The organism is Microcoleus sp. A003_D6 (assembly GCF_036702825.1).
Lineage (GTDB): Bacteria > Cyanobacteriota > Cyanobacteriia > Cyanobacteriales > Microcoleaceae > Microcoleus.
Window position 1 is genome coordinate 1 of sequence record NZ_JAUBWA010000012.1, and the last position, 26,181, is coordinate 26,181.

Genomic DNA, 26,181 nt, shown 5'->3' on the forward strand with positions numbered 1-26,181 from the left:
TCAAAAAAGCCTTTGCAAAAAAGGAAAAAGAAGCCTGCGGTCTAACTGTACCCAGTTGACCGTCAGGTTAGTTCACTCAGAGAGATTATTCGATCGTCATCAAGGCAATAGAAAATGAGAGCCTGATTGCTGAAACAGTCCTTAAACGTTGCTTCTAGCCATTCCGAAATCTTGAATTGATATCTGTATTCAGCAACGCCACAGACACTTGGGGGAGAGCAATTCTTGCAATCTGGCTGCGATCGCTTCAGTTTCTGGAGCAGGCACATTCCGATCGCGAGTACGATCGACATTTATAGTACGTCGTTTTCCCACAGAGAGTTCTGGCGTTACTGAAAGCACTATATACCAAGGCTTGGAGGCAAGCGATAAGTTCCCCGCTTCGGGGAACTTAAGCTTAATTGTCACCAATGGCCGCAGGCATCGCACCCACATACAGCAGATTGCCAGCTTACAGATGACAGTAGCAGCATTTAGCAAACCAGTTTTTTAGATGTTGAGGATTGATTAAATCGAGTGCGACGGCAATTACGGCAATTAATGTATCAATCATTTTTTATTTCCTGGAAAAAATACGCAGAAAAGACTTAAGTTGCGACCAATATAATTCCATGATACTGATGGCTTAGAAGCTTTGAAAACAGCTATATTTTAGACATTTGTGCGCTGGTTGCAAGAAAATATAGACGTATTTACTGCCTATAAAGCCAGTTTGAAATTTATTTGGGTTAAATTTGTTTAAGTCCCGCTAAGAAACTCTCAAAGCTGTTTCAGACATCGCAATGAAATTTTTCGCTAAAACTCGCTGGTGAATTGGAATATCAATAATAAACTTTGCCCCCTGATTAGGAGCGGAAATACAATTGAGCTGGCCGCCATGTTTCTCCACTACAATCTGATGGGAAATTGACAACCCAATACCGATGCCCTTCCCAAGAGGTTTAGTAGTAAAAAATGGCTCAAATAGGTGTCTGCTGATATCTTCTGTCATCCCAGACCCGTTATCTTTAATCTGGATTACTACCCGATTGCTGTCCGTGACTTCAGTGCGAATGACAATCTTAGAGGGATTGGCTTTAATTTCACTTAGCGATCGCGTCGCATTGTAATCATCTAGGGCATCAATAGCATTAGCGACAAGATTCATAAACACCTGGTTAAGCTGACCGGCATAACACTCTACCAGAGGCAGATTGCCGAACTCTCTGACCACCTCAATCGGAGGTCGATCGCCCCTTCCTTTAAGGCGGTTATGCAAAATTAACAGCGTGCTATCAATACCCTGGTGAATATCCACTGGTTTCATCTCAGATTCATCTAAGCGCGAGAAGATTCGCAGCGACTGAATAATTTCGCGAATACGGTCTACACCTACCTTCATTGAAGTCAGCAGTTTAGGCAAGTCTTCAACCAAAAACTCTAGTTCTATCTCGTCTATTTTATTTTCAATTTTTGCTCCAGAAACGGGGAATTCCTGCTGATAAAGATTCACGAGTTCAATCAGACTTTTCGTATAGTCATGGGCGTAAGAAAGATTTCCAAAAATAAAATTAACGGGATTATTGATTTCATGAGCTACACCTGCAACAAGCTGACCTAGAGAAGACATTTTTTCGCTCTGCACAAGTTTAGTCTGGGTCAATTGCAATTCGCGAAAGGCTTTTTCTAAGGATTGAGCTTGGGTTCGCAATCGAGCTTCCGATTGTTGCAATCCCGCCTCTGCTTGCAGACGCTCTTGAATCTCCTGTTTGAGCAATTGATTGGATTGGAAAAGTTCCGCCGTCCTTTCCTCAACTCGCCTTTCCAACTCAGATGCCAGCTTCAAGAGCGAGGATTCCGCTTTGACACGCTGTTCGATTTCTGCTTGCAAGCACACATTTTTCTCTAAGAGTTTCTTCGACAGGTTGCGGATTTTCATGTGGACATTAACCCGAGCTAAAACCTCTTCATGCTGAAGAGGCTTAGTGATATAATCCACCGCACCAAGACTCAAACCTTTAACCTTATCCACCGTATCCGCAAGAGCCGTCATAAAAATCACGGGAATGTCTCTCGTTAAATCATTGGCTTTCAAACGGCTGCAAGTTTCAAACCCATCTATTCCCGGCATAAGCACATCCAACAGAATTAAATCGGGCGCGGCATATTCGACCTTCTGGAGAGCACTTTGACCGTCCCTAGCTACCAATACTTTGAAGCCATAATCAGCCAAAAAATCGAACAGAACACCTAAATTAGTCGGGGTGTCATCTACGATTAAAATTGTGCTTTGTTCGGGAAGTTCCTTATTCATTATGTTGCAGTCCTATATTTCTTAATAAACTCCAAGATTTGTTGTTCTTCAAATCCTTTGACTAACTGGCGCAGATGGGTAGCAAAAGGCCCCCATTGCTCATTAAGTTGTTCTAACTTTGTCGCTTGCTCCGCAATGCCTCGAAGATCGCCCATCATAGCCAGATTGAATAAAACGGCGATTTCTTCATCGGGTGGAGCTACAAGTTCAGAACTTAGAGATTTTTGTTCTGCTTCAGCTTTCCGAATTTCTTCCAAATTTTCTTCATAGATCCATTCTAACTCTAAATGAGTACGTAATTTTTCTAAAAGCTCCTCTATTCGTATGGGTTTTGGGATAAAGTCATTGCAACCTACCTCCACACTTTGTTGTTTATCGAAATCAAAAACGCTGGCAGAAGTAGCAATCACTACTAACTTAGTCTGAGCTTGTGATTTGCGAATCCGGCGGGTCGCTTCTAAGCCACTCATTATTGGCATCATCAAGTCCATTAAGATACAGTCTGGTTGAAACTCCTGCGCCTTGTTTAAACAGTCCTGACCCTCCGTTGCCTCCATCAGTTCAAAGCCTAAAGGCTCGAGCATTCCCACCATCATTGAGCGATTCTGCCACTTATCGTCAGCTATGAGAATTTTTCGCTTTCTACCTTTGAAACCAACGATGACGTGAGCATTCGCTTTGGCTGCATTAGTCGCCCATTCCGATACCTCTGGTAAATCTAAATCGAAGAAGAAAATGCTCCCTTGTCCTAATGTACTCTTCACCTTTATTTCACCGCCCATCATCTGGACTAATTGGCGGCTAATTGCCAGTCCTAATCCTGTTCCTTCAATCTTAAGATTGGCCTCCCCTACTTGGTGAAAAGGCAAAAATATGTCTTGCAATTGCTCTGGTGCCATACCAACTCCGGTATCTTCTACTTGAAACCGGATTTTGCCATTGTGATATCCTACTTTGAATGCCACTCCGCCTTTTTCGGTAAACTTAATCGCATTGCCGAGTAAGTTAATTAAAACTTGCCGCAACCGTTTTTCATCACCCTCAACGGCAAGAGGTAGTTTGGTAATTGGCTCGTAAATCAGGGAGATTCCTTTTTGTTCTGCCCGAATATTGCAAATTTCAGCAATGCCTTCCAAAAATTCTGAGAAAGGGAAATTACTCAGGTGAATTTCCATTTTTCGGGCTTCAATTTTGGACAGGTCTAAAATATCGTTAATTAAGGTTAAGAGGTGTTCGCCGCATTGACTAATAACATTCAGACCATCTTTTTGCTGCTCAGCTAAGTTTTTTTGTCGTTTGAGGATTTGGGTGTAACCCAAAATGCCATTAAGTGGCGTTCGGAGTTCGTGGCTCATATTAGCAAGAAACTCACTCTTGGCAGAGTTGGCGGCTTTCGCTAATTCTTCTGCTTTTTGTAAATGGATATTTTTTTCTTGTAACTGTTGCGTTCTTTCTGCCACCTTTGCTTCTAAAGTGGCGTTGGCTGCTTCCAAATCGTTATAGAGACGGGCATTTTCAATTGAAATAGCTGCTTGAGAAGATAAAAGTTGTAAAACTTCTAAACGTTCGGGAGTAAAAGCACCAGTTGTGAGATTATTTTCTAAGTAAAGAAGGCCAGTAAGTTTTCCTTGATTAACGATTGGAGTACATAATACTGACTTGGGTTTTTGGTTGACGATATAAGTATCCGCTGTGAAGGTTCCCTCGCAACTCGCATCGTTTAATACAACATTTTCCTGAGTTCGGGCAACATAGTTAATCAAAGATATGGGTAGTTGCTGACTTTTTTCTACGGGTATTGTTTGCAGCACTTCTACATCGCTATCTACGGTTCCGTAAGCTTCAATTAGTAGATTTCCAGCTTTTTCTAAAATTAAAATGCCACTTTGAGCGCCCGCATTCTCGATCGCAATTTTCATCAATTTCGCCAATAGCTTACTCAGCACAATTTCGCCAGAAAGAGCTTGAGATGCTTTGATCACAGTAGCTAAATCTAGATATCCTGCACTCCCTCCACTCGTCGAAGTAGTGATCGTCGGGACCGGGCTACCTTGACTTTCGGGCTTGGCTATCCGGGAAAATATTTGAGGATATCTGGCTTCCAAATCTTTGACTATAGCTTTAGCTCCCCAGCGAATATATCCGTAGCGAGCATCGGTTAAATAAATCCGAGCAATTTTATCTTGAGAACGGGAAAAATAAAAGTCTCCTGCTAATTCGTTGGCTAATGCTTCTTCTTGGATATATCCCTGTTCTTTGGCTCCTGCTATGGCGCGATCGTAATAATCGCTGGCTTCTAAAGGTTGTCCTAAAATCCGCGCTTTTTCTGCTTCTACTAACTCATACTTGTGCTGAAAATTGCACGGCGCATGGAACGCCCAAGTCTTCATTCTTTCTTGGTTAGCTGCTACTACACTTAGATATTTTTCTTTCTCTTTTGGCGAGGCTTTTGGATACAGTGCTAGGATGGAAAGAGAATGGTAAAAGTTGTCGATACTCATGTGGATTAATCCTGCACCCATGCTGGCATATTTTAATGCTAAATGAGAAATTATCACTGTTTGATTAAACTCTTTAAATAAATAAAATAGCATCATTTTGCCGGCATAATAGGCATAGAGCAAAGTCCCATTGTTAGAAGCTATAATTCCTGGTAGTAGTTCTTCTTCATTAAAGCTTGCACCTAGTAAATGGTATTTGTCTGAGTTTTTGTCCAGTAAATTGTCAACTATTTGTTGGTGAACTTTCACAAATAAAGTATCATATTCTTGTTTGAGCTGAATGGTCATACAAACATATTTTGCCTGTTCTTGCTCAAGTTTTTGTAGCTCTCCCCCGCTAAAAAATAAGTGATTGCAATAATTTGCTATACTGTGACAAGCATATTCTATATCTCCAGTTTCTATACCACTTTGAATTGCCTCGACCAAAGATTCTAGGGTTGTCTTAAGCGGATCTTTCCAAAATCTTGCCAAACAATTAAATATACAAATTATTTTTGATTTAAGGGTAAGTGCGTTAAATTTTTCGAGTAAACAAATAGCTAATTTGCCAAATCGATATCCAGAATCTATGTCTCCTAATCCTCCACAAAGTAGCACTCCATACCAAACATAACCAAAAGCAGATTCAGGCGAATTTCCATACTTAATAGACAAAGCTATTTTTGTATAAAGGATTCGCGTAAACATCGCAGGATTTACAATAAAAGCTGGTGTTATAATAAGATTTAATATTCGCATAGCTGCGAGTTGATCGGGATCTGTCATTGTCGGCAAGTTAGCTAAATCATCAACTCTCAGTTCTTGAGGTGGTTCTTGCTCTAGGCTAATTCCGAACATTTGCAGAACGGCTAGTCCATTATCTATAGCTGATATTCTCCGATTTTGAGACATCTCTAATTGAATTCTAAGTTCGTAAACCTTGCCTTTTTCCAGAAGGGTTTTCGCTTGTTTCAGGCTCGTCTCAGACAAATGTTGCGATCGCTCAAAGTTAGTGTTTATATATTCTGTTTCTGCTGCTTCCAGATGGAGGTTAAACGTCAGCTCATATTGACTCTCCCAGCTATCATCTACGAGTAGTCCTAAACCCACATTTAAATATTTGACAGCCGACTCATAAGCTGTGGCAGCTTTCGCTTTCTGTCCGGCGATCAGATTCAGTTCTGCCAACTCATATCTTTCCCACTCCAAAGTGATTAAATCCGTTCCATAATTTAGTTGGTTAACCAGTGCAAAGATATTTTCTTTTCGTTCTTCAGGGCTTGTGGAATTCAGCAGTAGTTGACCAATTTTTCGGTGGGTTTCTTTTTTCCGATCGTCCGGTATCAGAGAATAAGACGCCTGTTGCACTCGATCGTGCAAAAACTTGTAGGTGACATTAAACTGCTCGGTTGACTTTTCTGTGGATGTTTCCGAGTCAAATAGCAGGGGGATGTTGTAGGAATTATTTAGTGGCAGAACGAAACCAGCTTGTAGCGCTTCCCATAAATCCCTGGCAGTCTCTGACTGAGATTTTTTATGAGCAATTGCCAAAACATCTAAACTAAATTTATCTCCTATACAGGCAGCTAATTTTAAGACATTCTGCGTCGGGGACGATAGCTTTTGAATTTGGCTGACCATCAATTCGACGACATTATCGCTGATATCAATGCCTTGAAGCAGTTGGATATCCCACTGCCAACAAACTCGATTGAAATCAAAGGAGAGAAGTTGGTCTTGATAAAGGGATTTTAGCAGTTGATTTAAGAAGAAGGGATTTCCCTGGGTTTTGTTAAAAACTAACTCAGCCAGGGGCAAAACTTCAGAAATTCGACTGCGAAGGGTTTCGCTCACTAATTGGTTGACATGGGAGATTTCTAAAGCTTGGAGGGTAATATTATTGACTACCGCATTGGTCTTTTGAATTTGCTCTAAGGTATAAATTAAGGGATGAGTGGCACTGACTTCATTATCCCGATAAGCCCCAATTAATAGCAGATATTTACTATCTGGATCGGTCATAATTAGCTGGATAAGCTTGAGGGAAGCCGAATCTGCCCACTGCAAGTCATCCAAAAATATCACTAGGGGGTGTTCGAGTTTACTAAACACCTGTATAAATTTTTGAAACACTCGATTAAATCGGTTTTGAGATTCAGTGGGTCCCAAAGTCGGAACCGCAGGCTGTGGATCAATAATCTTTTCTACTTCGGGAATAACCTCAATAATAATTGACCCATTGGCCCCAAGTGCTTCGAGAATTTTAGCTTTCCAAAGTGCTACTTGAGCCGAATTTTCAGTGAGCAGTTGCCGCATCAATCCTTGAAATGCTTGAATTAAAGCAGCATAAGGAATATTCCGCTTAAATTGGTCAAATTTACCGGCAATAAAATACCCTCTCGCTGCCACTATTGGTTTATCAACTTCGTTAACCAAGGAAGATTTACCGATACCTGAATAACCAGAAACTAACATCATTTCCGTTTTCCCACCACTGACGCGAGCGAAGGCTTCTAGCAAACTAGCAACTTCTCTTTCCCGTCCATAGAGTTTTTGCGGAATCAGAAATTGGCTGTAGGAATCTAGTTGACCTATAATAAAGTGGGAAATCTCTCCTGAAGAAAGCATCTGCTGGCAGGTTTCTAAGTCAACTTTTAGTCCGAAAGCACTTTGATATCTATCTTCAGCGGTTTTGGATAATAATTTCATTACGATCTCAGAAACTGCATCCGGGATCTCTGAATTCAGTTCTTTCGGTGGTATTGGTGCTTTAGCTATATGGCAGTGAACGAATTCTAGGGGGTCTTTTGCGGAAAAAGGTAGCTTACCCGTCAGCATTTCATAAAATGTAACACCGAGGGAGTAAAAGTCGGTGCGGTAGTCTACTGTGCGGTTCATTCTGCCGGTTTGTTCCGGCGACATATAAGCGAGAGTTCCTTCTAATAAGTTGGGATTGGTGACGGTTTGATTTTCTCGCTCTAAGAGAGAAGCAATGCTAAAATCAATGATTTTTACTTCTTTTGTTTCTGGGTCAATTAGGATATTTTGGGGCTTAATATCTTTATGGATCACATTACTGTGATGGATCTCTCCCAGAGTGTTTGCCAACTGAATTCCGATTTTTAAAAATGCGTTTATAGCCAAGGGTTGATTGTTAAGATAATCTTTCAAGGATTGACCGCTAAAATTTTCTACTATCAGCGCTAAGCCGTTATGATAGTTTTCTAAGGCTATGGGTTTGACTATTCCTTGACTGTCTAAATGTCGGAGTATTTTATGTTCGTGTCTTAATCGGGAAATTTCTTCGATTGTCGGATGCTCGGCTTTGAAGGTTTTGATAATTGCTGAGGTTCTATCAATATCTTTTGTGCCGCGATAAATAATAGTATTGACACTTTCGTAAATGGCTTCGCTTAGGTTGTAACCGAAAATGCTAGTGGTCATCTGCGTAATTTCACTAATAAGAAATTGAAGAGCCGGCGGTATCTAAGTAGGTATACTGATATTTGTGACCGGATTAAAAAAATCTTCTAATGCACTACAAATAAGTATAATCTAAGCTTTTTAAATATTTTTTGAAATTTAACAAATCTCAATATAATAAAAACTAATAATTGTCCGGCAGTATGAATATCTAGAGCCTTTATCATAAAGAGGAGGTACAATAACAGCAGTATCTCAACCAGATTCAAAGATTTTATAATGTAACTTAATTGAATGCGAAATCTATCGCTTTTCCTAATTCTTGTACGGGTTTCCCACTACGCTGCTGAAGTCCTCCCCATTCCAGTGCATCTAGGCTCCAATAAGCAAGAGCAAAAATGAGAACCAGGCTAAGCGAAACGATCGTCAATTGCCAAAGGGCGAAAAGCTAGCGAGATTTTGTGGTGCGATCGGTTGTCATAACTAAGCTGTTGTGCATTTAATTTGTATGTTGAGGGCGGGCAAGATGCCCACCCCACAAGAGGAAAAATTTATTTGACTATGCAATTTAAATGCGGATTAGCTTATTTCCCGAAAGTGAATAAACTGATTGCTCTGTGACAGCCCATCTTTTCTAGTAGGAAACTACCTTCTAGAGCAGTGTGAGGTTTTACGCTCTGTATTAGATTGTTGCCCTTGTAAGGCAGTTTGGGAGCGACAAGAGGTAATGACGATCGCAGCGATATCAGATTGTTGTCTTTGTAAGGCAGTTTAGGCTCAACAAGAGGTAATGACGATCGCAGCGATCGCCCAACTAACCCAGAAATCCTGTTTGCGATCCATTGGCATTCATCAAAATACACCACATAAATTGCAGTTACGTCTACAACAGAGTGAACCGTTTCCTGTAGACTCAAACGCAGGAAAGCAAGTTTATGGAGGAGCATCGGTAAATGCAGTGGATTGTAGCGCAACAACCCCCCCTAGGTAGCAGTTCCGCCATAGAAAGCCAAACGGCAGGAGTCATTCCTGAATTGGTCATCATCTTGATCATTCTGCTGCTGATTGCAACTGTTGTGGCACTCGTAACCCAACGGTTGCGAATTCCCTATGTGACGGGCTTAGTGTTAGCAGGTCTGCCCATTACGGAGGTCTTGTCCCGTCGAATTGGTTTAGATCCATCTTTAGTGTTGAATCTTTTCCTACCAATTCTAATTTTTGAAGCCTCGATCAATACCGATATCAGCCGTCTCCGCAGCACCTTTAAGGCGATCGCCCTGCTGGCGGGTCCAGGCTCTATCTTTTCCTCAGCAATTATCGCTGTTCTGGTTAAATTTGGACTGGGGCTAGACTGGATTCCAGCGTTGCTGATCGGAGTCATTCTGGCAAACACTGATACAGTCTCGATGATCGCGGTTTTTAAAGAGATCCGCGTGCCTTCTCGATTGTCCACCATTGTTGAGGGAGAAACTCTGTTCAATGATGCGGCTGCTCTAATTTCATTTAATTTGGTTTTGGTAATTTATGCGACAGGCTCTCTCACCGCTGTACAAGGCGTGAAAGAACTGCTCGTGGTTGCATTAGGTGGGGCAGTGGTCGGGGGTGTTTTAGGTTACTTGAGCGTGCCGATATTTGTTCGCTTAAACGATCCGTTGAGTAGCCTTTTGCTAACCGTCGCTCTCGCATTGGGAACCTTCCAAATCGGACAATTTTTAGGCGTATCGGGCGCAGTGGCCGTGGTCATCACCGGACTTGTTTTTGGCAACCTCGGGCTGCCTCGCAGTTCGTCTGCCTCGGATCGGATTACCTTGCTGAGTTTCTGGGAATACGCTGGTTTTGGCGTCAATACGTTTATTTTCCTGCTGATTGGGATTGAAATTAACCCGCTGACGCTGTGGAAAATTTTGCCATCCATTCTGTTCGTCATTCTGGCCTATCAACTGGGACGGATTCTCTCGGTCTATTTGTTATTAGCGGGGCTGCGTTGGTTCGATCGCCCCATTCCGCTACGCTGGCAGCACATTTTGGTTTTAGGGAATATTAAAGGGTCTCTCTCAATGGCCCTAGCTGTTGCGATTCCCTTGACCTTACCAGGACGCGATAACATCATTGCGCTGGTGTTCGGTGCAGTTTTATTCTCCTTGGTCGGACAGGGATTAAGTTTACCGTGGATAGTAAAACGGCTAAAAATTAGCCGTGTTTCTGATGTAATGCAGGAAGCTGGGCAGTTACAGATTCAGTTGATCGCTTCCAAAGCGGCTCAAGATGAGCTAGATAGTTTGCTGAAATCTGGCGTGTTGCCGAAGGCAGTTTACGAAGAGTTATGGGCATCGTATCAAGCACGAGTAGCACACTCTGAGCGAGTGCTGCGCGATCTCTACAACAAACATCGGGCCGGTCAAATAGAGGGCGATCGCAGCGGGCTAGATACGATTCGACGGCGATTGCTTTTAGCAGAAAAAGGAGCCGTTAGCGATGCCCTCCGCAAGCGAATTGTTCCAGAGGATCTGGTTCATCCTTACATCAAAGATTTGGATGAGAAACTTCTAACGTTGGCAGATGACTAGCGCGAATGCCGAGGTAATCAATCATGGGGTGAACTAGCTCTGGACGGGTGACGACCAGGATGGTAGAGCCTGCTTCAAGAACAGTATTGCCGTTCGGAATCTCCAGATTGGCGCAGGCATGGCATTGATAACCAATAATCAGCGAACCTGTGGGAAAGCGGGAGTCTTGAGCAATTTGAGCAACGGTGCGACCTGCCACATTGCAATCGCCTGGAACTGGCAGCTTTAGCACCTCGACTTGTCCTTGTTCAAAGTGCATCATCGATTCGATTTGAGGGTATTCAATCGCATTTGCCATTGTTGCGACTGCCAAGTCGATCGTGCTGATGATGTGACTGGCTCCGGCAAGTCGATAGGCTTCCATGAATTCGCGATCGCGCATTCGCACCACAATATGGGAAATGCCATAGCTCCTGGATAGGGTGATCAGCGCTAAATTCAGTGCATCATCCCTCAGTGATGCAATGACTGCGCTTGCTTGTTTAATTCCGGCTTCCAGAAGAACCGTTGTGCTAACTGCACTGCCTTCAAATGCCATCACTCCGATTTTTTCACGAGCAAAGCGACAGGCAAGCGGGTCGAGATCGATGATTGCAACCGTATGACCGAGTTTTAATAACTGCTGGGCTAAACCCAGCCCCATCATTCCTGCCCCACCAATTAATACGTACATGACTGACTGTCATCCCAAGAATGAACATTACAGATTTATCACTAAGCTGTTAGTCATTTAAATTTATTGCCTCAACCCCTTGCAGTATGGGGTCTAGCCCACCAATAGTGCAGTTTGAATGTCGAACAGCTTATAAAGCTACATAATCTTAGGAACTTTAAAAAACTCCCCATCGCGATCGGGTGCTCCCTCCAAAATACTTTCTCCGTTAGCAAAAGGTTGCAAATCGTCCGATCGCATTACATTGCTAACATCGATCGCCCGCGTTGTCGGCTGCACTTTACTCGTATCCAGTTCGCTCAATTGCTCAAAATAATCCAAAATACCGTTGAGTTGACCGGTAAACTGCTCTTCTTCTTCAGGCGTTAATTCCAATCTAGCTAAATTCGCTACTTTCCGCACTTCTTCTCTGTCAATCATAAAAATTAGGAATTGGGAATTGGGAATTGGGAATCGGTAATTGGGAATCGGTAATTGGGAATCGGTAATTGGGAATCGGTAATTGGGGATTGGGGATTGGTAATTGAAGATGAGTGCTTCGCTATTAGTCGTTACCCATTACCCATTACCTCTTACCCATTACCCATTACCATTAAAACTGATGTTAAAAATACACATCAATCTGCGATCGGCCTGTCGTCTTCAGCCAATTTTGCACCTCAATGTAATTGTTTGGGGCCAAGCGAATGGCCTCCTTCCAATAATCCGCAGCTTTATTAAACAGCCCTTCTGCCACTTCAAAATTGCCAGCTTCCTTTTCCTTTTCCCCTTGATAGTGGTAAATCACAGCAATATTATTCAGCGCTTGCGGCATTCTCGGATTGAGCTCCAGGGCCTCGTCGTAATACTCCAAAGCTTTCTCGTGTTCGCCGTTGCTAGTATGGATCAGCCCCATATTGTACAAGACATAACTGCGATCGTAAGGATCTGTCTCAAGCTTCAGCGCTTCATGATAATTGTCCAGCGCTTCAGCATACTCGCCATCTGCTTGAGCTGACATACCATCCCGGTAATAAGCAAAAGCTTCCTTCGCCTGCTTTTTCGCCGGCATAATCTTCAGGATGATATCTGCCATTACCGTGAAACTTTTGTCAATAAAGTTATCGTTGCGTTGAGTTCTGGGCATATGCGATTCTTTGGTTAGCGGCTAATCAGAAACATTAGCCTGTAAAGTTTTCCTATTAATAATTGCGCAACTGTTTTAGTTAGCAGTTGTGTTGAGGGCGCTCTCAAATTCTAGTCGATCGCAAATGCGAACCTTAAAATACGCCCTTGGATCTAACACTCGCGCAAGTTCTATCTATTTTATAGAACTCTTGCAAGACTTGCAAAAAAAACCAGATTTCTTTAACCTATCTCTAGCGCTCTACACAAAACTTACCAAAACCCCTCCCTGAAGGGAAAATTTCTGGAGTAGCGTGTGTGAGCGATCCAATAGCTGCAAGCTTCGCCAACGGGCGATCGCACCGTACCCTACTAACTCTACCCACAATCCCCCCGCCGTTGCCCCCATGAGTCAACAGCCAAATACCCTGATGAGTAGAAAAAAAATCACAAAGTTTTATTAAGTTATGCGGGTTCAGCCAACACTTAAAAGTTAATCGGCAAAACAGTAGCAATATTTTGCTCCCAAGTCAAGGGCAGCATCAAAAAAAATCCGAAACCAGGGCGTCAAAACGGGATCGAATTCCCGCAATATATAATAAAAATAACCGGGTAATGTTCACAGAGAGAAACCTATGGCTCCCAATCCCACCATTATGCAAGCCGTCGAACAACTTGGCTACCGCGTTACGGTTGGAGACGTGGCGGCAAAAGCTGGATTAGATGTCAATTTTGCCCAACGAGAACTGTTAACCCTCGCCTCCGAAGCAGGCGGCAACCTGCAAGTAGCAGAGTCCGGCGACATTGCCTACCTATTTCCCAAAAACTTTCGAGATATTTTGCGAAACAAATTCTTGCGCTTGCAGTTGCAGGAATGGTGGCAAAAAATCTGGCGAATTTTATTTTACCTGATTCGGATATCTTTTGGCATAGTGCTGATAGCTTCCATCCTCTTAATTTTTGTTGCTATCACGCTTTTACTCTCCAGCAACAGCAGCGACAATAACGGGGGAGGAGGAGGAGACGGTGGTGGCGGTGACAGAGGCGGCGGCTTTTTCTTTTTTCCCTACTTCTGGAACGAGTTACCCTGGATATTTTACTGGAACCATGACGAACCTTACTACCAGCAGCGATCGCGCTTAACCGGCCAAAAACCCCAGATGAGTTTTCTGGAAGCAGTTTTCTCCTTTCTATTTGGAGACGGCAATCCGAATTACAATTTAGAAGAGCGCAAGTGGAGCGATATTGCCGCCGCGATTCGCAACAACCGAGGTGCCGTCGCCGCCGAACAAATTGCCCCATATCTCGACAATCTCGGACAAGGATACAGCCGAGAATACGAAGAATATATGTTACCTGCTCTCGCCCGTTTTGACGGCCGCCCCGAAGTCAGTCCCGAAGGGCAAATAGTCTACCATTTCCCGCAATTGCAAACCACAGCCACCGAGAGAAATTCTGAACCAGTAGCAGCTTATTTGCGAGAAATGCTGTGGCGTTTCAGCCACGCTAGCTCCGGCCAAGTCATGCTCGCAGCAGGGTTAGGATCGCTCAATCTGGTTGGTGCGTTAGTTTTAGGAAATTTATTAGCTAAAAGTGCGATCGCAGGTGGATTTATCGGTTTCGTCAGCGCTATTTATCCAATGCTCCTGATTTACGGCGTCGGATTTCTCGCAATTCCTTTAATTCGCTATTTCTGGATTCAGTGGAAAAATAGCAGGATAGAAGCCCGCAATCAAGAGCGGCAGCAGCGAGCCATGTTATTAAACGAACCCGATACTAACTTGCAGCAAAAATTGGCATACGCCCAGCAATTTGCAGCAGAAAACGTTCTAACTGGAGAAGACTTAGCTTATACAACAGAAACCGAATTAACCCAACAAGAACTAGAACAGTCAGCAAAAATAGATGCCGAATGGCAAAAGCGGATCGATCGATCTTAGATTTTATATTTTAGATTCAAGAATTAGCGGTTTTGAGCCAAAATCTAAAATCCAATGAACCTTTGTAGTGAGGACTGAAGTCCTCGTAAAATTTCGAGGATTGAAGTCCTCACTACAAACAAGTTTGATTGCCAGTTTAATAGAATTCGATCGCTCGAACATGATATGGATCGCGAATTAAATAACTTACAATTTTAATTGTTATTGTGGGATGGGCGTCCCGCCCGTCCAAAAAGGGCGGGATCTCCCGCCCAACCCCTACTCCCCACTTTCAAGAGTGTAAGTTATTTAATTCTCATTCCTATGATATCAATTCCGGTTGCACGAGTGACATGATAGGTCGGACACGGCGCCGTGTTTTTGGACTAAGCTGTTGTGCATTTAAATTGTATATTTCGAGTCCCGATCGAACAATCGTCAAATCCTCTCCCCCTCTCCCCTTCTCCCCCTCTCCCTCTCTAATACCATAGGCAATCTAGATGCAACACAGCTTACCCCGATTAATGGTAGGGACACAGCACGGCACAGTGTCCTGACTGTGGGTAACATTAATTACGATGCTACCAGATTTGATATGAAATTTAAATTTTAGGCACTTGAGACTCTTTCGTATTCCTAGTTTTTTTAACAATCTTAGGGCGTTTAAAAATCAAACAATTTTGGTCGTACTTCGAGTCGTGGCGCAGAGCCACAAGTTCCCACCCATCCTCCCCCAACTGATTGACAAATAGATGCAGCGAGCCTTGTTTCCAATCTCGCTGTTCTTCACCATTTACATATAAACTAATCAGCTTATTTCCAAAAGGATACATATTCGCATCCACAAATAAATAATCCCACTTTTGCATAGCAATCCTTAATGTAGTTAGTAGTCAGTTGGCAGTTGGCAGTTGGCAGTTGGCAGTTGGCAGTTGGCAGTTGGCAGTTGTTAGTTGGCAGTTGGCAGTTGTTAGTTGGCAGTTGGCAGTTGGCAGTTGGCAGTTGGCAGTTGGCAGTTGGCAGTTGGCAGTTGTTAGTTGTTAGTTGTTAGTTGTTAGTTGTTAGTTGTTAGTTGTTAGTTGTTAGTTGGCAGTTGGCAGTTGGCAGTTGGCAGTTGGCAGTTGGCAGTTGGCAGTTGGCAGTTGGCAGTTGGCAGTTGGCAGTTGTTAGTAGTTATTGGTTATTTGTTGTTGGCTCTAATAACCAATGACTTTTCGGCGAAGATGCTTTTCGCCCCAATGCCCAATGCCCAATGCCCAATGCCCAATGCCCAATGCCCAATGCCCAATCCCCAATCCCCAATGCCCAATGCCCAATGCCCAATGCCCAATTCCCAATGCCCAATGCCCAATTCCCAATGCCCAATGCCCAATGCCCAATGCCCAATCCCCAATCCCCAATCCCCAATCCCCAATGCCCAATGCTCAATGCCCAGCAGTTACTGAACAGCAATCCTAGCCAGAGTAGTGCCCCGGTAATAGTGCAACAAAATCTGCTGGTAGCCGTATCCCTGCCTTGCCAAATTGTATGCCCCCCACTGACTCATTCCCACAGCGTGACCGAAACCTTTGCCAGCAACTTGAAAACCCGTAGGAGGCCGCCCGCTATTTCTCCCACTAAAAATCCCGCCGTACTGAGGAATCACAGTAAAGCGGGTACTCCTCAAATTTAGAACCCGACGCAAATCGGCGCCGCTCATGACCCTAGAACCGCCATCTCCGACTACTTTCATACTAAGGACACTTCCATAACGGGTAGTGCGTTCAGGCTTCATCGAGATCACATTTCCGACGCCAGAAATTTTGCTGCTGATTTGAGCCCGGGAAAAATTTTCTTTCCACTGGTAAACCGGCGCCCCTTGGTCGAAGTCAGGAACAGCCCGCAGGTAAGGCAGGGGTTCCGTCCAAACATCCTCGACATTTTCAGTATGTCCCCCAGACGCAGAGTGGAAAACGGCTAAAATAATCTGACCGTTGTAGGTCAGAACTTGGCCTGCGGTGGCATCGACTGCCAAATAAGTGCCAGAAGATTCTGTTTGCAGTCCTTTGTAAACCTGCGAAGACTGAGTATTGTCCACGTCGTAAAGCTCGGTTTCGCTTTTGAGGCGCTGGTGGATAGCGTAGGAACGGGCGGCGACTGCTTGGGCTTTCAATGCCTCAATAGGCCAATTGCCGTTCATTTCGGCGCCGAGAACGCTGTAGAGATATTGTTCGATATCGACGTAGTTGACGGCTGTCAAGCCTCCTTTTTGGGGAACTAGAAGCGTGCGTCCCCGATACCACCGATCGCCAATCCAAACATAACCGTTCCCCGTCGGCTCGATCCAAACTTGGTTGGCGGCCCAGCGACCGATCGCCACTGTTCCCGATCGAAATTGAGCTGACTGAGAACTGTTTGCGGGCAGTTCGCCCAAATTGCGCCCGCTGCCGTCGCGGATTGCAGCCTTAGTAGAACTCCCGACTTTTACCTGACTTGCCCCGTCTTGTACCGCAACTCGCAAGATCAGCGCGGCCTGTGCTGGGGCTACCATTACCAGCCAAAACAACAGCGAAATCCAAAAGTAGCGTTTTTTTAATGTCGAAAGAACGGAAACAAAGAATACTCCTGGCTGCATTTGAAAATTTTCCTCCTATGCTGTACGAGTTTGAGAATTTTTAAGGGGAAGGGAAGGGAAGGGAAAAAGGAAGGGGAACGGAAGAAAGAAAAGGTTAGAATTGGGTTTGGCACTCTGTGCGCTTGTCAAAAATGATTTGAGCGACTAGATGTTCGCAGGAACAACGATTTATCCCGGTTCCTGCCTGCGACTATTTCCTTTATGTCGGATTGACCGCACTCTGGATATATGTAACATATTTTTTAAGACTTAATTGAGGTGATTTGACTCTTGCAGATTACATTTCTCGGAACTAGTTCCGGCGTCCCCACGCGATCGCGCAACGTTTCCAGCATCGCCCTCCGCTTGCCCCAGCGAGCGGAACTCTGGCTGTTTGACTGCGGCGAAGGAACTCAGCACCAGTTTCTCCGCAGCGACCTAAAAGTCAGCCAACTGAGCCGTATTTTCATCACTCACCTGCACGGCGACCACATTTTCGGCTTAATGGGTTTGCTGGCTAGCTGCGGTTTGGCGGGAAATGTCAAGCGCATCGATATTTACGGGCCTCCGGGACTTGAAGAATATTTGCAAGCTGGCGTTCGCTATTCTCAAACTCATTTTTCTTACCCGGTGAAAGTGCACAAAAGTCACGAGGGAGTCATCTATGAAGATGACGAATATATTGTTAGTTGCGGCCCTTTGAAGCACCGAGTTACTGCTTTTGGTTATCGAGTAACTGAGAAAGACCGTCCGGGACATTTTGATGTAGAAAAAGCGAAGGCTGCGGGTATTCCTTCGGGGCCACTTTACGGTCAGTTAAAACAAGGAAAGACGGTCAAGTTAGAGGACGGGCGACAGTTTAAAGGTACTGATTTTTGTGGCCCGGATCAAATCGGGCGCAAGTTTGTTTATTGTACAGACACAGTTTTTTGTGACGGGGCGGTGGAATTGGCGAAGGATGCTGATTTGTTGGTTCATGAAGCGACTTTTGCTCATCAAGATGCTCAAATGGCCTTCGATCGCCTGCATTCAACTTCGACAATGGCGGCTCAAGTGGCTTTGATTGCTGGGGCGAAACAGTTAATTATGACGCATTTTAGCCCGCGTTACGCTCCGGGGAATGCGATCGTCCTGGACGATTTGCTTGAGGAAGCGCAGGCAATTTTTCCGAATACGAAAATGGCCTATGACTTTTTGACTTACGAAGTGCCCAGACCACAGGAAGCTGGTGCACATTAGACGAGCAATTGCATTCAATCGCTTTCCAATCAGGAAATTATCTGCGTCGATCAGTGTTTATCTGCCTTACATCTGCGGTCGATCGATCTGTCAGAGACTCCGGCTGTGGTCGTGAACCCTTGTCAAGCCCAAAAGACCGATCGCCCCCAGCGACGGCCCAGGAGAGCCAATGGTTGCTACAATCGGGGAGGGTATATGTTGTGGCTAACACTACAGCCCGTAACCCTGAAAGCTAATAGCTAAATTATTAAAAATCTGCCTCTCCTGCCATGTTTAAAAATCTGCTAGGCGATCCCAACGCGCGCAAACTGAGAAAATTTCAGCCTTGGGTAGCTGATATCAATATTTTGGAAGAAGACTTCCGCGCACTCTCAGACGACGGCCTCAGAGGCAAAACGGCGGAGTTTCAAGAACGTCTGGCAAAAGCTAAATCTCTCAACGAGGAGAAAGAGATCCTAGACGAAATCTTGCCGGAAGCTTTTGCAGTGGTGCGGGAAGCGGGACAGCGGGTTTTGGGACTGCGCCACTTTGATGTCCAACTCCTCGGCGGCATCATCCTCCACAAAGGCCAAATTGCCGAAATGAAAACCGGTGAGGGCAAAACTCTGGTGGCGACGCTGCCGGCTTACCTTAACGCCCTCAAGGGTAAAGGGGTACACATCATCACCGTCAACGATTATCTCGCAAGGCGGGACGCGGAATGGATGGGACAGGTGCACCGATTCCTGGGATTGACTGTGGGACTGATTCAGCAGGGCATGGATCAGGTGGAACGAAAGAAAAATTATAGCTGCGATATTACCTACGCGACTAACAGCGAAGTCGGCTTTGATTATTTGCGCGACAACATGGCTACTGTCATGGAAGATGTAGTGCAGCGTCCTTTTAATTTCTGCGTGATTGACGAGGTTGACTCGGTGCTCATCGATGAAGCACGGACGCCTTTAATTATTTCCGGCCAGGTGGAACGCCCCAGTGAGAAGTATATGCGGGCGGCTGAGGTAGCTGCTGCTCTGAGAAAGGAAAATGAAGAACATTACGAGGTTGACGAAAAGGCTCGGAATGTGCTGTTGACCGATGAAGGCTTTGGTGAAGCTGAGCGGTTGTTGGGTGTTACGGATTTGTACGACCCGGCTGACCCTTGGGCGCATTACATTTTTAATGCGATTAAGGCGAAGGAATTGTTTATTAAGGATATTAACTACATCGTCACTCCCGATCGCGAAGTCGTGATTGTGGATGAGTTTACCGGCCGGGTGATGCCGGGACGGCGCTGGAGTGACGGTTTGCACCAGGCGATCGAAGCCAAGGAACGCGCGGATATTCAGCCGGAAACTCAGACGCTGGCGACAATTACTTATCAGAATTTCTTTTTGCTTTATCCGAAGCTGTCGGGGATGACTGGGACGGCGAAGACTGAGGAGACAGAGTTTGAGAAGATTTACAATCTGGAAGTGACGCTGATTCCCACTAACCGGATTACCAGCCGCACAGACCTTTCGGATATGGTTTACAAGGCGGAGGCTGGGAAGTGGAATGCGATCGCCCAAGACTGCGCGGAAATGCACGAAATCGGTCGGCCGGTGCTGGTTGGCACTACAAGCGTGGAAAAGTCGGAGTTGCTGTCGCGGCTGCTGCTGGAGCGCAAAATTCCTCACAATTTGCTCAACGCTAAACCGGAAAATGTGGAGCGGGAATCGGAAATTATTGCTCAAGCCGGACGCAAGGGTGCTGTGACGATCGCCACGAACATGGCCGGGCGCGGTACCGACATCATTTTGGGCGGTAATTCTGAGTACATGGGCCGCCTGAAGTTGCGGGAGTATTTGATGCCCCGGATCGTGCAACCCGAGGATGAGGACGGGTTTTCGCTAGTGCAAGTGCCCGGTATTGGCGGCCGCCCCGCACCTCAAGGTTTTGGTCAGACTGCGAAAAAAGTAAAGTCTTGGAAAGCTTCGGCGCAGATTTTCCCGACGCAGCTATCGAAAGATGCCGAGCAACTGCTCAAGGCGGCGGTGGAATTGGCGGTGAAAGAGTACGGGGAGCGATCGCTCTCGGAATTGCAAGCCGATGATATCGTGGCTGTAGCTTCGGAAAAAGCGCCGACAAAAGACCCGGTAATTCAAAAATTGCGGGAAGCTTACAATTTAACTCGCAGGGAGTACGATGCTTTTACCAGCACCGAACACGATGAAGTGGTGCAGTTGGGAGGCTTGCACGTTATCGGTACAGAACGCCACGAATCGCGCCGGATTGACAATCAGTTGCGCGGCCGGGCGGGACGCCAAGGAGACCCGGGTTCTACGCGGTTTTTCTTGAGTTTGGAAGACAATTTGCTGCGGATTTTCGGTGGCGAACGCGTGGCCGGTTTGATGAAGGCTTTCGGTGTTGAAGAAGATATGCCGATCGAATCTGGAATGCTGACTCGTTCCCTCGAAGGCGCTCAGAAAAAAGTGGAAACCTACTATTACGACATCCGCAAACAGGTATTTGAATACGACGAAGTGATGAACAATCAGCGTCGAGCAATCTATGCGGAACGCCGCCGAGTATTGGAAGGTTTGGACTCCAAGGAACAGGTAATTAAGTATGCCGAACAAACGATGGATGACATCGTGGGAGCATACATCAATCCCGATTTACCTTCGGAAGAATGGGAACTTGACAAACTTGTGAGCAAAGTGAAGGAATTTGTTTATCTGCTGGCTGACATGACACCGGATCAGCTAGAAGATTTGTCCGTTGAGGAAATCAAAACTTTCTTGCACGAACAAGTCCGCAACGCTTACGACATGAAAGAAGCGGAAGTTAATGCGATCCGAGCGGAATTGATGCGCGATGCTGAGCGGTTCTTTATTTTGCAGCAAATTGATACTTTGTGGCGGGAACACTTGCAGCAAATGGATGCTTTGCGCGAGTCTGTAGGGCTGCGCGGTTACGGTCAGAAAGACCCGCTGATCGAGTACAAAACTGAAGGTTACGAGCTGTTTTTGGACATGATGACGGATATCCGCCGCAATGTGGTTTATTCGCTGTTCCAGTTCCAGCCGCAGCCGGCAATGCAAGTTTCGCCAGAGATGGTTTGAAGATAGTTAACAGTCAACTGTTAACAGTTGACTGTTGCTGGTTTTCATGCTCTTCCTGGAAGTTGATTTTACACCACCCGTGTCATGGAAGAAGAATAAAAGAAGACCAAATACAGATATTCGCATTGAAATATTGTATAACCTGGAATTATGCCAACTATTTTACAAATAAGTTTTTACTCACATCTTACACCATTGTCAGCAACAGGCAAGATGCCTGTTCCACAAAAGATAAATTTTCTTGTGGAACAGGCATCTTGCCTGTTGCTAAAAAGCTAATTGAGAATGGTGCAATATCTCAGTTTTTACCGACTTTACTTTTACAGCCATGAACCAAATGAACCACCTCATGTTCATATTGACAGAGACAAATCATCGGTTAAATTTTGGTTGGAGCCAGTCAGCTTAGGAAACAACCTTGGTTTTAGTGCTAAAGAACTTCGTAAAATACAGTCGGTAGTACAAGAGAATCAACAAACGCTATTGGAGGCTTGGTATGGGTATTTTGGCGATTCGAGCGGACGAGAGAGTTAAGCACATTCATTTTACAGAAGAAACCATTAGTGTTGATTTGATGGATGGAAGAATCATTACCGTGCCTTTAATTTGGTATCCAAGATTGTTCCATGCAACGCCCGATCAAAGGGAAAAATGGGAAGTATGTGGAGGAGGCTACGGCATTCACTGGGAAGAAATTGATGAAGATATCAGTACAGAAGGAATGCTGCGAGGCGCACCGGCTCCGAGGCCTAAAATTACTCATTAGACCTCTTGCAAAAATCCTTTTAATCAAATTCTGGAACGGGCAAGATGCCCATTCCACAAGAAAAAAAATTTTGTGGGATGGGCAAGATGCCCATCCTAGTTATTTTTGCAAGAGGTCTATTAATTTCGATCGCTAGTTCACTTCTCCGCTTTCGTAATATAGCCTTTCTCACGTAAGAGATAAAGAAGGTATTTAAGCTAGATTTGAGATTAAAGCCAATCTTCTTGATCGCTTTTTTGTTTCCTGTAAACTTCACCTTTGGCGTGAATTTTACGGGTTTTTTCGTAAAGAGTTTCTTCGGTATGATTCCATTTTTGCAGGACTTTTTTTAAGTCCGATTGAATATCTCTAGCGCCGGGAAAGCCTCGGTAGCGAATTATTAATCTTGCTAATTCCGATAAATTGTAGTCGGTTGCTTCTCCTGCTATTAAAGTATCGACACTGGCTCGATCGCGCTTGTATTGCGGATGCTGCTGATCTTGATTTTTCGGTGCTAAATCCATGTTATTTGTCCGGAAAATATTTTTAAATTTTGTTTAAATAATCTTGTTTGCTGTTTTTGATACAAGCCCAGTATTTTCGCCTATATCTGGCTGTAGTTTTAAAGCTTTTTGTTGATAAATTAAACCTTCATTGGTTCGCCCTTGGTGTTCTAATACTTTGCCTAAGTTCCAATAAGCGGCGGCTAAATCTGGCTGCATAGCAATAGCTTTTTGATAGTACATTATGGCGTCATCCAGCAGGCCTTGTTTGTAAAACATACTGCCCAAATTAACATATGCTTCGACAAAATTTGGGTCGAATTCGATCGCCTTGGAGTAGGCGCGAATTGCCGCGTCTATTTTGCCTTGGGCTTGCAGGATATTGCCTAGAGTTTTGTAGGCGGCGGCGAAATTGGGTTGCTGGCGAAGTGCTTGGTAACAGGAGGCGATCGCCTCTACATATTTCTGTTGCGTATAATAAATTTCAGATATCTTGTTGAGTGGAACAGCCTCATCCGTCTTCAGGGCTAGTATTTTTTGATATTGAGCGATCGCCTCCTCAAGTTTTCCTGATTTCTGAAGGCTCTCGCCCGCTGAGAAATACTGCTCTACTAACTCGGAATTTGCGGTCATAGATTTTACTTTAACAGCCGAAACTACTTTACCACAAGTGTTAGTTAGCAACCGCGATTTCTAGGGATCTTCTGACTATTTAATATTTTAAATTTGTTTTTGTAGCAACATAAGCTGTGTTGCATCTAGATTGCCTATGGTATTAGAGAGGGAGAGGGTCCGATGGGGATCGGGGGAGAGGATTTGACGATTTTCGATCGGGACTCGAAATATACAATTTAAATGCACAACAGCTTAGGACTTACGCAATCATTCCAGGTATGGGGGCAACCACGGGGGGTTTGCCCCTACAAAACACTCACTATATATTTCGGAAGTGTTGATAGATAAATTAGCTAAATGTTCGATCGCCCTAGCTGTTCAAAAATTAATTGAACGGGCGATCGAACAAATCAAGGAGACAGTCGCCACACCTTAATCGTGTCGTCAAAACTGCCGCTGATCAGAGTCTTGTCTTGAGGATTAAAAGCCAATTCCACCCAAGTAGAATGACCCTTCAGCGTACCGGGTTCCCCGCCATCCATCGCCCACAGCTTGATAGTCCCGCTCAAATCGGCGCTGGCTAGCGTCTCGCCGTCGGGACTGAAAGCTAGAGACTGAATTCGATCGGCATGACCCCTAAAAGTCACCTCGCCCGAAGGCTGCGGCCCGTGTTCCGTGGTGATATCCCAAATCCTCACTGTATTGTCCCAACCGCCACTGCCCAAAATTTTACCATCCGGGCTGACAGTAAGAGCCGAAACAGCATCGGCGTGACCCGTGAGAGTCGCTTGGAATTCCCCAGTCTTCCAATTCCACATCTTGATAGTACCGTCGCCGTTGCCAGTAAAGAGAGTGTCTTTATAGGGACTGAAAGCCACCGAATGCACCTCATCAAAAACCCGCTTGAGAGTTTCCAACTCAGCCCCGCCTTCCACTTGCCACAGCTTCAAAGTTTTGTCCTTACCGACACTGGCGAGGGCCTGGCCGTCGGGACTGAAAACCACCGAGAACACGCCGTCTGCGTGTCCGTCCCAAGTCCGAATTAACTTGCCAGAATACAGATTCCACAATTTAATCGTACCGTCAGCGCTGCCGCTGGCGATCGTCCTGCCGTTGGGACTGACCGCCACCGACCACACAGGCCCCAAATGTCCTGCTAAAACCTTGAGCACCTTGCCGTGACGCTTGTGCAGCAGGCGAATTGTGCCGTCGTTATTCCCGCTGACTATCACGCGGCCGTTGGGAGTGACTGCTACCGACCAAACTGGATTTTTGTCCCGATCCGCCAGAGTGCGTACTGCGGGCACGGACTGCGATTCCTGACGGCTGAAATCCTGCATGGGAGGCGGATTGAACCGAATTTCGGGAATGCTAGAAGCAGGTTCAGAAGAAGTGAAAGCCTGCGGTGCAGGAGATGGCAAGCGAGAACTCAGCACTACCGACAGCAGGGCAACCGCCGTTCCTCCCCAAAGGGCTAAAGTCCACTTGGGTTTGCTGAGAATCACGTCTATCGGTGCCGGGCCGTGTTTCATGTCTGTGAGAATTGCCTCGGTCGATCGATAGCGTTTTGATGGTTCTCGCTGCACCATTTTATCCAGAATGCGGCCGAGTCGCGCCGAAACTGGTACTTTCAAATAATGCCTCCAAGCCCAACTGTCGGCTTTGATGTCAAACAAATCAAAGGGCGAAATTCCCGTTAACAAGTGAATGCAAGTGACGCCCAAACTGTAGATGTCGCTGCTCTTAATCGCTTGACCTTTAATTTGTTCCGGGGCCGCGTATTCGGCAGAACCTGTCACCGTTTCTGTTTTCAGCGGCCCGCTGTTTGCCGGAATTGCAGCGCCGAAATCGACTAAAACTAGCCCAGAGGCACTTTCCTGAGACACGGAATGTAAATCCTCTTTCCCTGCCAAAGCTGGGGATGCTTGGGGAGATTTGCGGTGAATAATATTGGACGGTTTGATATCTGCGTGAATCAGTTGATGTTCGTGAACAAATTGCAGGACTGGCAACAATTCGCTCAGCAGATACCAAACTTGAATTTCTTTAACAACACCTTTTTCTGAAAGCCGATCGGCCAAATTGCAGCCTTCGATGTATTCTTGCACTAAATACTGGCAGCCTTCGACTTCAAAAAATGCCAGCAGTTTCGGTATTTGCGGATGTTTCCCCACCTCGTCTAGAACTGAGGCAGACCCGCGAAATCTCCGGTTTTGCTGGTTTTGACCGTCCGCGGCTGCTGCCGATCCGCAGAACTGTTGAATGACGCAGCGGGGCGCAGAAGGTTGGTCTTCATCGACTGCTAAGAAGGTGCGGCAAGTGAGACTTTGACCGAGGGTGTGAAAGACTCGGTAGCGACCTTTTAGCAGCAAATTCGACTCGCAACTTTTGCAGACTGTCGCGCGATCGAGATTTTGGGGATTCGGGCAATGGGGATTGATGCAGTAACTCATTTGTCTTTCCGCTGGAGACCCCCGTCCGACATTATTGCTGGTGGGGGAGGAAAGCGGGGCGGTGCGTGCCGCTTCCTGTGGACAAATTAAATAATTGGAATCTTTGCTCGATCATAATTGTTTCCCAGATTTTCGCCACAATTGCTGCGGTCGATCGCGCGTAAATTATTGCTGACTTTCCTGCGAGCGAGGTTTAATAGGTCGATCGTACGGGCGGGCTCTCCTGCCCAACCCCTACTCCCCACAAGAAAATCATTCTTTGTGGAACAGGCATCTTGCCTGTTCTTGAGAATGGTGCAATATCTCAGTTGTTACCGAATTAAGCTATACTGTCACTGCGAATACTTGCATTGCGATCGCACCAAAGCAAGCGCGAGGCATTGCCAAATATCCGCGATTCTTTGTTCTATGGAGTCAATCTCAAACTGCAAATCTCCAATCCAATAACAGATTAAAACTTAGGCAAATTTTGCCAAACTAACTAC

General features: G+C 45.3%; 21 protein-coding genes. 9 read left to right on the top strand and 12 right to left on the bottom strand.

Annotated elements, in window-relative coordinates; all coding sequences use genetic code 11:
• Window positions 1-189: 189 nt before the first annotated feature.
• From QUB70_RS05720 to QUB70_RS05735, 4 genes are all read right to left on the bottom strand, one after another.
• Window positions 190-435 carry a hypothetical protein gene (locus QUB70_RS05720; protein WP_332978913.1) on the bottom strand — a complete coding sequence of 82 codons (246 nt, stop codon included), beginning with the start codon at window positions 433-435 and terminating at the stop codon, window positions 190-192.
• A 313-nt stretch (window positions 436-748) separates the two neighbouring features.
• Window positions 749-2,293 (bottom strand): hybrid sensor histidine kinase/response regulator, encoded by a 1,545-nt coding sequence (locus tag QUB70_RS05725; RefSeq protein ID WP_332978915.1) that lies wholly within the window; start codon window positions 2,291-2,293, stop codon window positions 749-751.
• A complete protein-coding gene (locus QUB70_RS05730) occupies window positions 2,293-8,220 on the bottom strand; it encodes a hybrid sensor histidine kinase/response regulator (RefSeq protein ID WP_332978916.1) in 5,928 nt (1,975 codons plus the stop codon). Before QUB70_RS05730 ends, QUB70_RS05725 begins: the two co-directional genes overlap by 1 nt.
• A gap of 563 nt (window positions 8,221-8,783) precedes the next feature.
• A complete protein-coding gene (locus QUB70_RS05735; protein WP_332978917.1) occupies window positions 8,784-9,146 on the bottom strand; it encodes a hypothetical protein in 363 nt (120 codons plus the stop codon).
• Between the two features lie 6 nt (window positions 9,147-9,152).
• On the opposite strand from QUB70_RS05735, the gene QUB70_RS05740 reads away from it, so the two are divergent.
• The gene (locus QUB70_RS05740) at window positions 9,153-10,766 is read left to right on the top strand and encodes a cation:proton antiporter (protein WP_332978918.1); all 1,614 of its coding nucleotides are present in this window, start codon (window positions 9,153-9,155) and stop codon (window positions 10,764-10,766) included.
• Here the strand turns inward: QUB70_RS05740 and QUB70_RS05745 are convergent.
• From QUB70_RS05745 to QUB70_RS05755, 3 genes are all read right to left on the bottom strand, one after another.
• A complete protein-coding gene (locus QUB70_RS05745) occupies window positions 10,723-11,439 on the bottom strand; it encodes a potassium channel family protein (RefSeq protein ID WP_332978920.1) in 717 nt (238 codons plus the stop codon). The two genes, QUB70_RS05740 and QUB70_RS05745, sit on opposite strands and share 44 nt — an antisense overlap.
• Window positions 11,440-11,577: 138 nt before the next feature.
• Window positions 11,578-11,859, bottom strand: a complete 282-nt coding sequence (gene gatC, locus QUB70_RS05750; RefSeq protein WP_332978921.1) for an Asp-tRNA(Asn)/Glu-tRNA(Gln) amidotransferase subunit GatC — start codon at window positions 11,857-11,859, stop codon at window positions 11,578-11,580.
• A gap of 184 nt (window positions 11,860-12,043) precedes the next feature.
• Window positions 12,044-12,565 (bottom strand): photosystem I assembly protein Ycf3, encoded by a 522-nt coding sequence (locus tag QUB70_RS05755; RefSeq protein ID WP_332978922.1) that lies wholly within the window; start codon window positions 12,563-12,565, stop codon window positions 12,044-12,046.
• A 613-nt stretch (window positions 12,566-13,178) separates the two neighbouring features.
• Here QUB70_RS05755 and QUB70_RS05760 point away from each other — a divergent pair.
• Window positions 13,179-14,483: a hypothetical protein gene (locus QUB70_RS05760; RefSeq protein WP_332978923.1), complete on the top strand. Its 1,305-nt coding sequence runs from the start codon at window positions 13,179-13,181 to the stop codon at window positions 14,481-14,483.
• Between the two features lie 581 nt (window positions 14,484-15,064).
• Here the strand turns inward: QUB70_RS05760 and QUB70_RS05765 are convergent.
• Window positions 15,065-15,331, bottom strand: a complete 267-nt coding sequence (locus QUB70_RS05765) for a hypothetical protein (RefSeq protein ID WP_332978924.1) — start codon at window positions 15,329-15,331, stop codon at window positions 15,065-15,067.
• 35 nt (window positions 15,332-15,366) lie between these two features.
• Between QUB70_RS05765 and QUB70_RS05770 the strand changes: the two genes are divergently transcribed.
• Both QUB70_RS05770 and QUB70_RS05775 read left to right on the top strand, forming a co-directional pair.
• Window positions 15,367-15,513 (top strand): hypothetical protein, encoded by a 147-nt coding sequence (locus QUB70_RS05770; protein WP_332978926.1) that lies wholly within the window; start codon window positions 15,367-15,369, stop codon window positions 15,511-15,513.
• Between the two features lie 21 nt (window positions 15,514-15,534).
• Entirely contained in the window at window positions 15,535-15,672 is a 138-nt protein-coding gene (locus QUB70_RS05775) for a hypothetical protein (RefSeq protein WP_332978927.1), read from the top strand.
• Window positions 15,673-15,900: 228 nt separating this feature from the next.
• Here QUB70_RS05775 and QUB70_RS05780 read toward each other — a convergent pair whose 3' ends face one another.
• Window positions 15,901-17,076: a SpoIID/LytB domain-containing protein gene (locus tag QUB70_RS05780; RefSeq protein ID WP_332978928.1), complete on the bottom strand. Its 1,176-nt coding sequence runs from the start codon at window positions 17,074-17,076 to the stop codon at window positions 15,901-15,903.
• 270 nt (window positions 17,077-17,346) lie between these two features.
• On the opposite strand from QUB70_RS05780, the gene QUB70_RS05785 reads away from it, so the two are divergent.
• The 5 genes from QUB70_RS05785 to QUB70_RS05805 all read left to right on the top strand — a co-directional run bounded on the left by QUB70_RS05785 (window position 17,347) and on the right by QUB70_RS05805 (window position 22,146).
• On the top strand, window positions 17,347-18,294 hold the full coding sequence (locus QUB70_RS05785) for a ribonuclease Z (protein WP_332978929.1): 948 nt from the start codon (window positions 17,347-17,349) through the stop codon (window positions 18,292-18,294).
• 269 nt (window positions 18,295-18,563) lie between these two features.
• Window positions 18,564-21,380 carry a preprotein translocase subunit SecA gene (gene secA / locus QUB70_RS05790; protein ID WP_332978930.1) on the top strand — a complete coding sequence of 939 codons (2,817 nt, stop codon included), beginning with the start codon at window positions 18,564-18,566 and terminating at the stop codon, window positions 21,378-21,380.
• 125 nt (window positions 21,381-21,505) lie between these two features.
• A complete protein-coding gene (locus QUB70_RS05795; RefSeq protein WP_332978983.1) occupies window positions 21,506-21,712 on the top strand; it encodes a hypothetical protein in 207 nt (68 codons plus the stop codon).
• A complete protein-coding gene (locus QUB70_RS05800; protein WP_332978931.1) occupies window positions 21,666-21,914 on the top strand; it encodes a DUF4160 domain-containing protein in 249 nt (82 codons plus the stop codon). The genes QUB70_RS05795 and QUB70_RS05800 overlap by 47 nt, the downstream gene beginning before the upstream one ends.
• The gene (locus QUB70_RS05805; RefSeq protein WP_332978932.1) at window positions 21,877-22,146 is read left to right on the top strand and encodes a DUF2442 domain-containing protein; all 270 of its coding nucleotides are present in this window, start codon (window positions 21,877-21,879) and stop codon (window positions 22,144-22,146) included. The genes QUB70_RS05800 and QUB70_RS05805 overlap by 38 nt, the downstream gene beginning before the upstream one ends.
• 209 nt (window positions 22,147-22,355) lie before the next feature.
• Here QUB70_RS05805 and QUB70_RS05810 read toward each other — a convergent pair whose 3' ends face one another.
• The 3 genes from QUB70_RS05810 to QUB70_RS05820 form a co-directional block, all read right to left on the bottom strand.
• The gene (locus tag QUB70_RS05810) at window positions 22,356-22,649 is read right to left on the bottom strand and encodes a DUF3288 family protein (RefSeq protein ID WP_332978933.1); all 294 of its coding nucleotides are present in this window, start codon (window positions 22,647-22,649) and stop codon (window positions 22,356-22,358) included.
• Window positions 22,650-22,682: 33 nt separating this feature from the next.
• A complete protein-coding gene (locus QUB70_RS05815) occupies window positions 22,683-23,261 on the bottom strand; it encodes a tetratricopeptide repeat protein (protein ID WP_332978935.1) in 579 nt (192 codons plus the stop codon).
• Between the two features lie 392 nt (window positions 23,262-23,653).
• A complete protein-coding gene (locus QUB70_RS05820; protein ID WP_332978937.1) occupies window positions 23,654-25,696 on the bottom strand; it encodes a serine/threonine-protein kinase in 2,043 nt (680 codons plus the stop codon).
• Window positions 25,697-26,181: the final 485 nt, after the last annotated feature.

Excerpts from the sequence above, each read along its gene's own strand:
- QUB70_RS05760 (WP_332978923.1), top strand. The coding sequence starts at position 13,179 with ATGGCTCCCAATCCCACCATTATGCAAGCCGTCGAACAACTTGGCTAC.
- QUB70_RS05780 (WP_332978928.1), bottom strand. The coding sequence starts at position 17,076 with ATGCAGCCAGGAGTATTCTTTGTTTCCGTTCTTTCGACATTAAAAAAA.
- QUB70_RS05815 (WP_332978935.1), bottom strand. The coding sequence starts at position 23,261 with ATGACCGCAAATTCCGAGTTAGTAGAGCAGTATTTCTCAGCGGGCGAG.
- QUB70_RS05720 (WP_332978913.1), bottom strand. The coding sequence starts at position 435 with ATGTGGGTGCGATGCCTGCGGCCATTGGTGACAATTAAGCTTAAGTTC.
- QUB70_RS05755 (WP_332978922.1), bottom strand. The coding sequence starts at position 12,565 with ATGCCCAGAACTCAACGCAACGATAACTTTATTGACAAAAGTTTCACG.
- QUB70_RS05765 (WP_332978924.1), bottom strand. The coding sequence starts at position 15,331 with ATGCAAAAGTGGGATTATTTATTTGTGGATGCGAATATGTATCCTTTT.
- QUB70_RS05805 (WP_332978932.1), top strand. The coding sequence starts at position 21,877 with ATGGGTATTTTGGCGATTCGAGCGGACGAGAGAGTTAAGCACATTCAT.
- QUB70_RS05735 (WP_332978917.1), bottom strand. The coding sequence starts at position 9,146 with ATGCTCCTCCATAAACTTGCTTTCCTGCGTTTGAGTCTACAGGAAACG.
- QUB70_RS05810 (WP_332978933.1), bottom strand. The coding sequence starts at position 22,649 with ATGGATTTAGCACCGAAAAATCAAGATCAGCAGCATCCGCAATACAAG.
- QUB70_RS05800 (WP_332978931.1), top strand. The coding sequence starts at position 21,666 with ATGGTGCAATATCTCAGTTTTTACCGACTTTACTTTTACAGCCATGAA.
- QUB70_RS05730 (WP_332978916.1), bottom strand. The coding sequence starts at position 8,220 with ATGACCACTAGCATTTTCGGTTACAACCTAAGCGAAGCCATTTACGAA.
- QUB70_RS05725 (WP_332978915.1), bottom strand. The coding sequence starts at position 2,293 with ATGAATAAGGAACTTCCCGAACAAAGCACAATTTTAATCGTAGATGAC.
- gatC (WP_332978921.1), bottom strand. The coding sequence starts at position 11,859 with ATGATTGACAGAGAAGAAGTGCGGAAAGTAGCGAATTTAGCTAGATTG.
- QUB70_RS05745 (WP_332978920.1), bottom strand. The coding sequence starts at position 11,439 with ATGTACGTATTAATTGGTGGGGCAGGAATGATGGGGCTGGGTTTAGCC.
- QUB70_RS05820 (WP_332978937.1), bottom strand. The coding sequence starts at position 25,696 with ATGAGTTACTGCATCAATCCCCATTGCCCGAATCCCCAAAATCTCGAT.
- QUB70_RS05740 (WP_332978918.1), top strand. The coding sequence starts at position 9,153 with ATGCAGTGGATTGTAGCGCAACAACCCCCCCTAGGTAGCAGTTCCGCC.
- secA (WP_332978930.1), top strand. The coding sequence starts at position 18,564 with ATGTTTAAAAATCTGCTAGGCGATCCCAACGCGCGCAAACTGAGAAAA.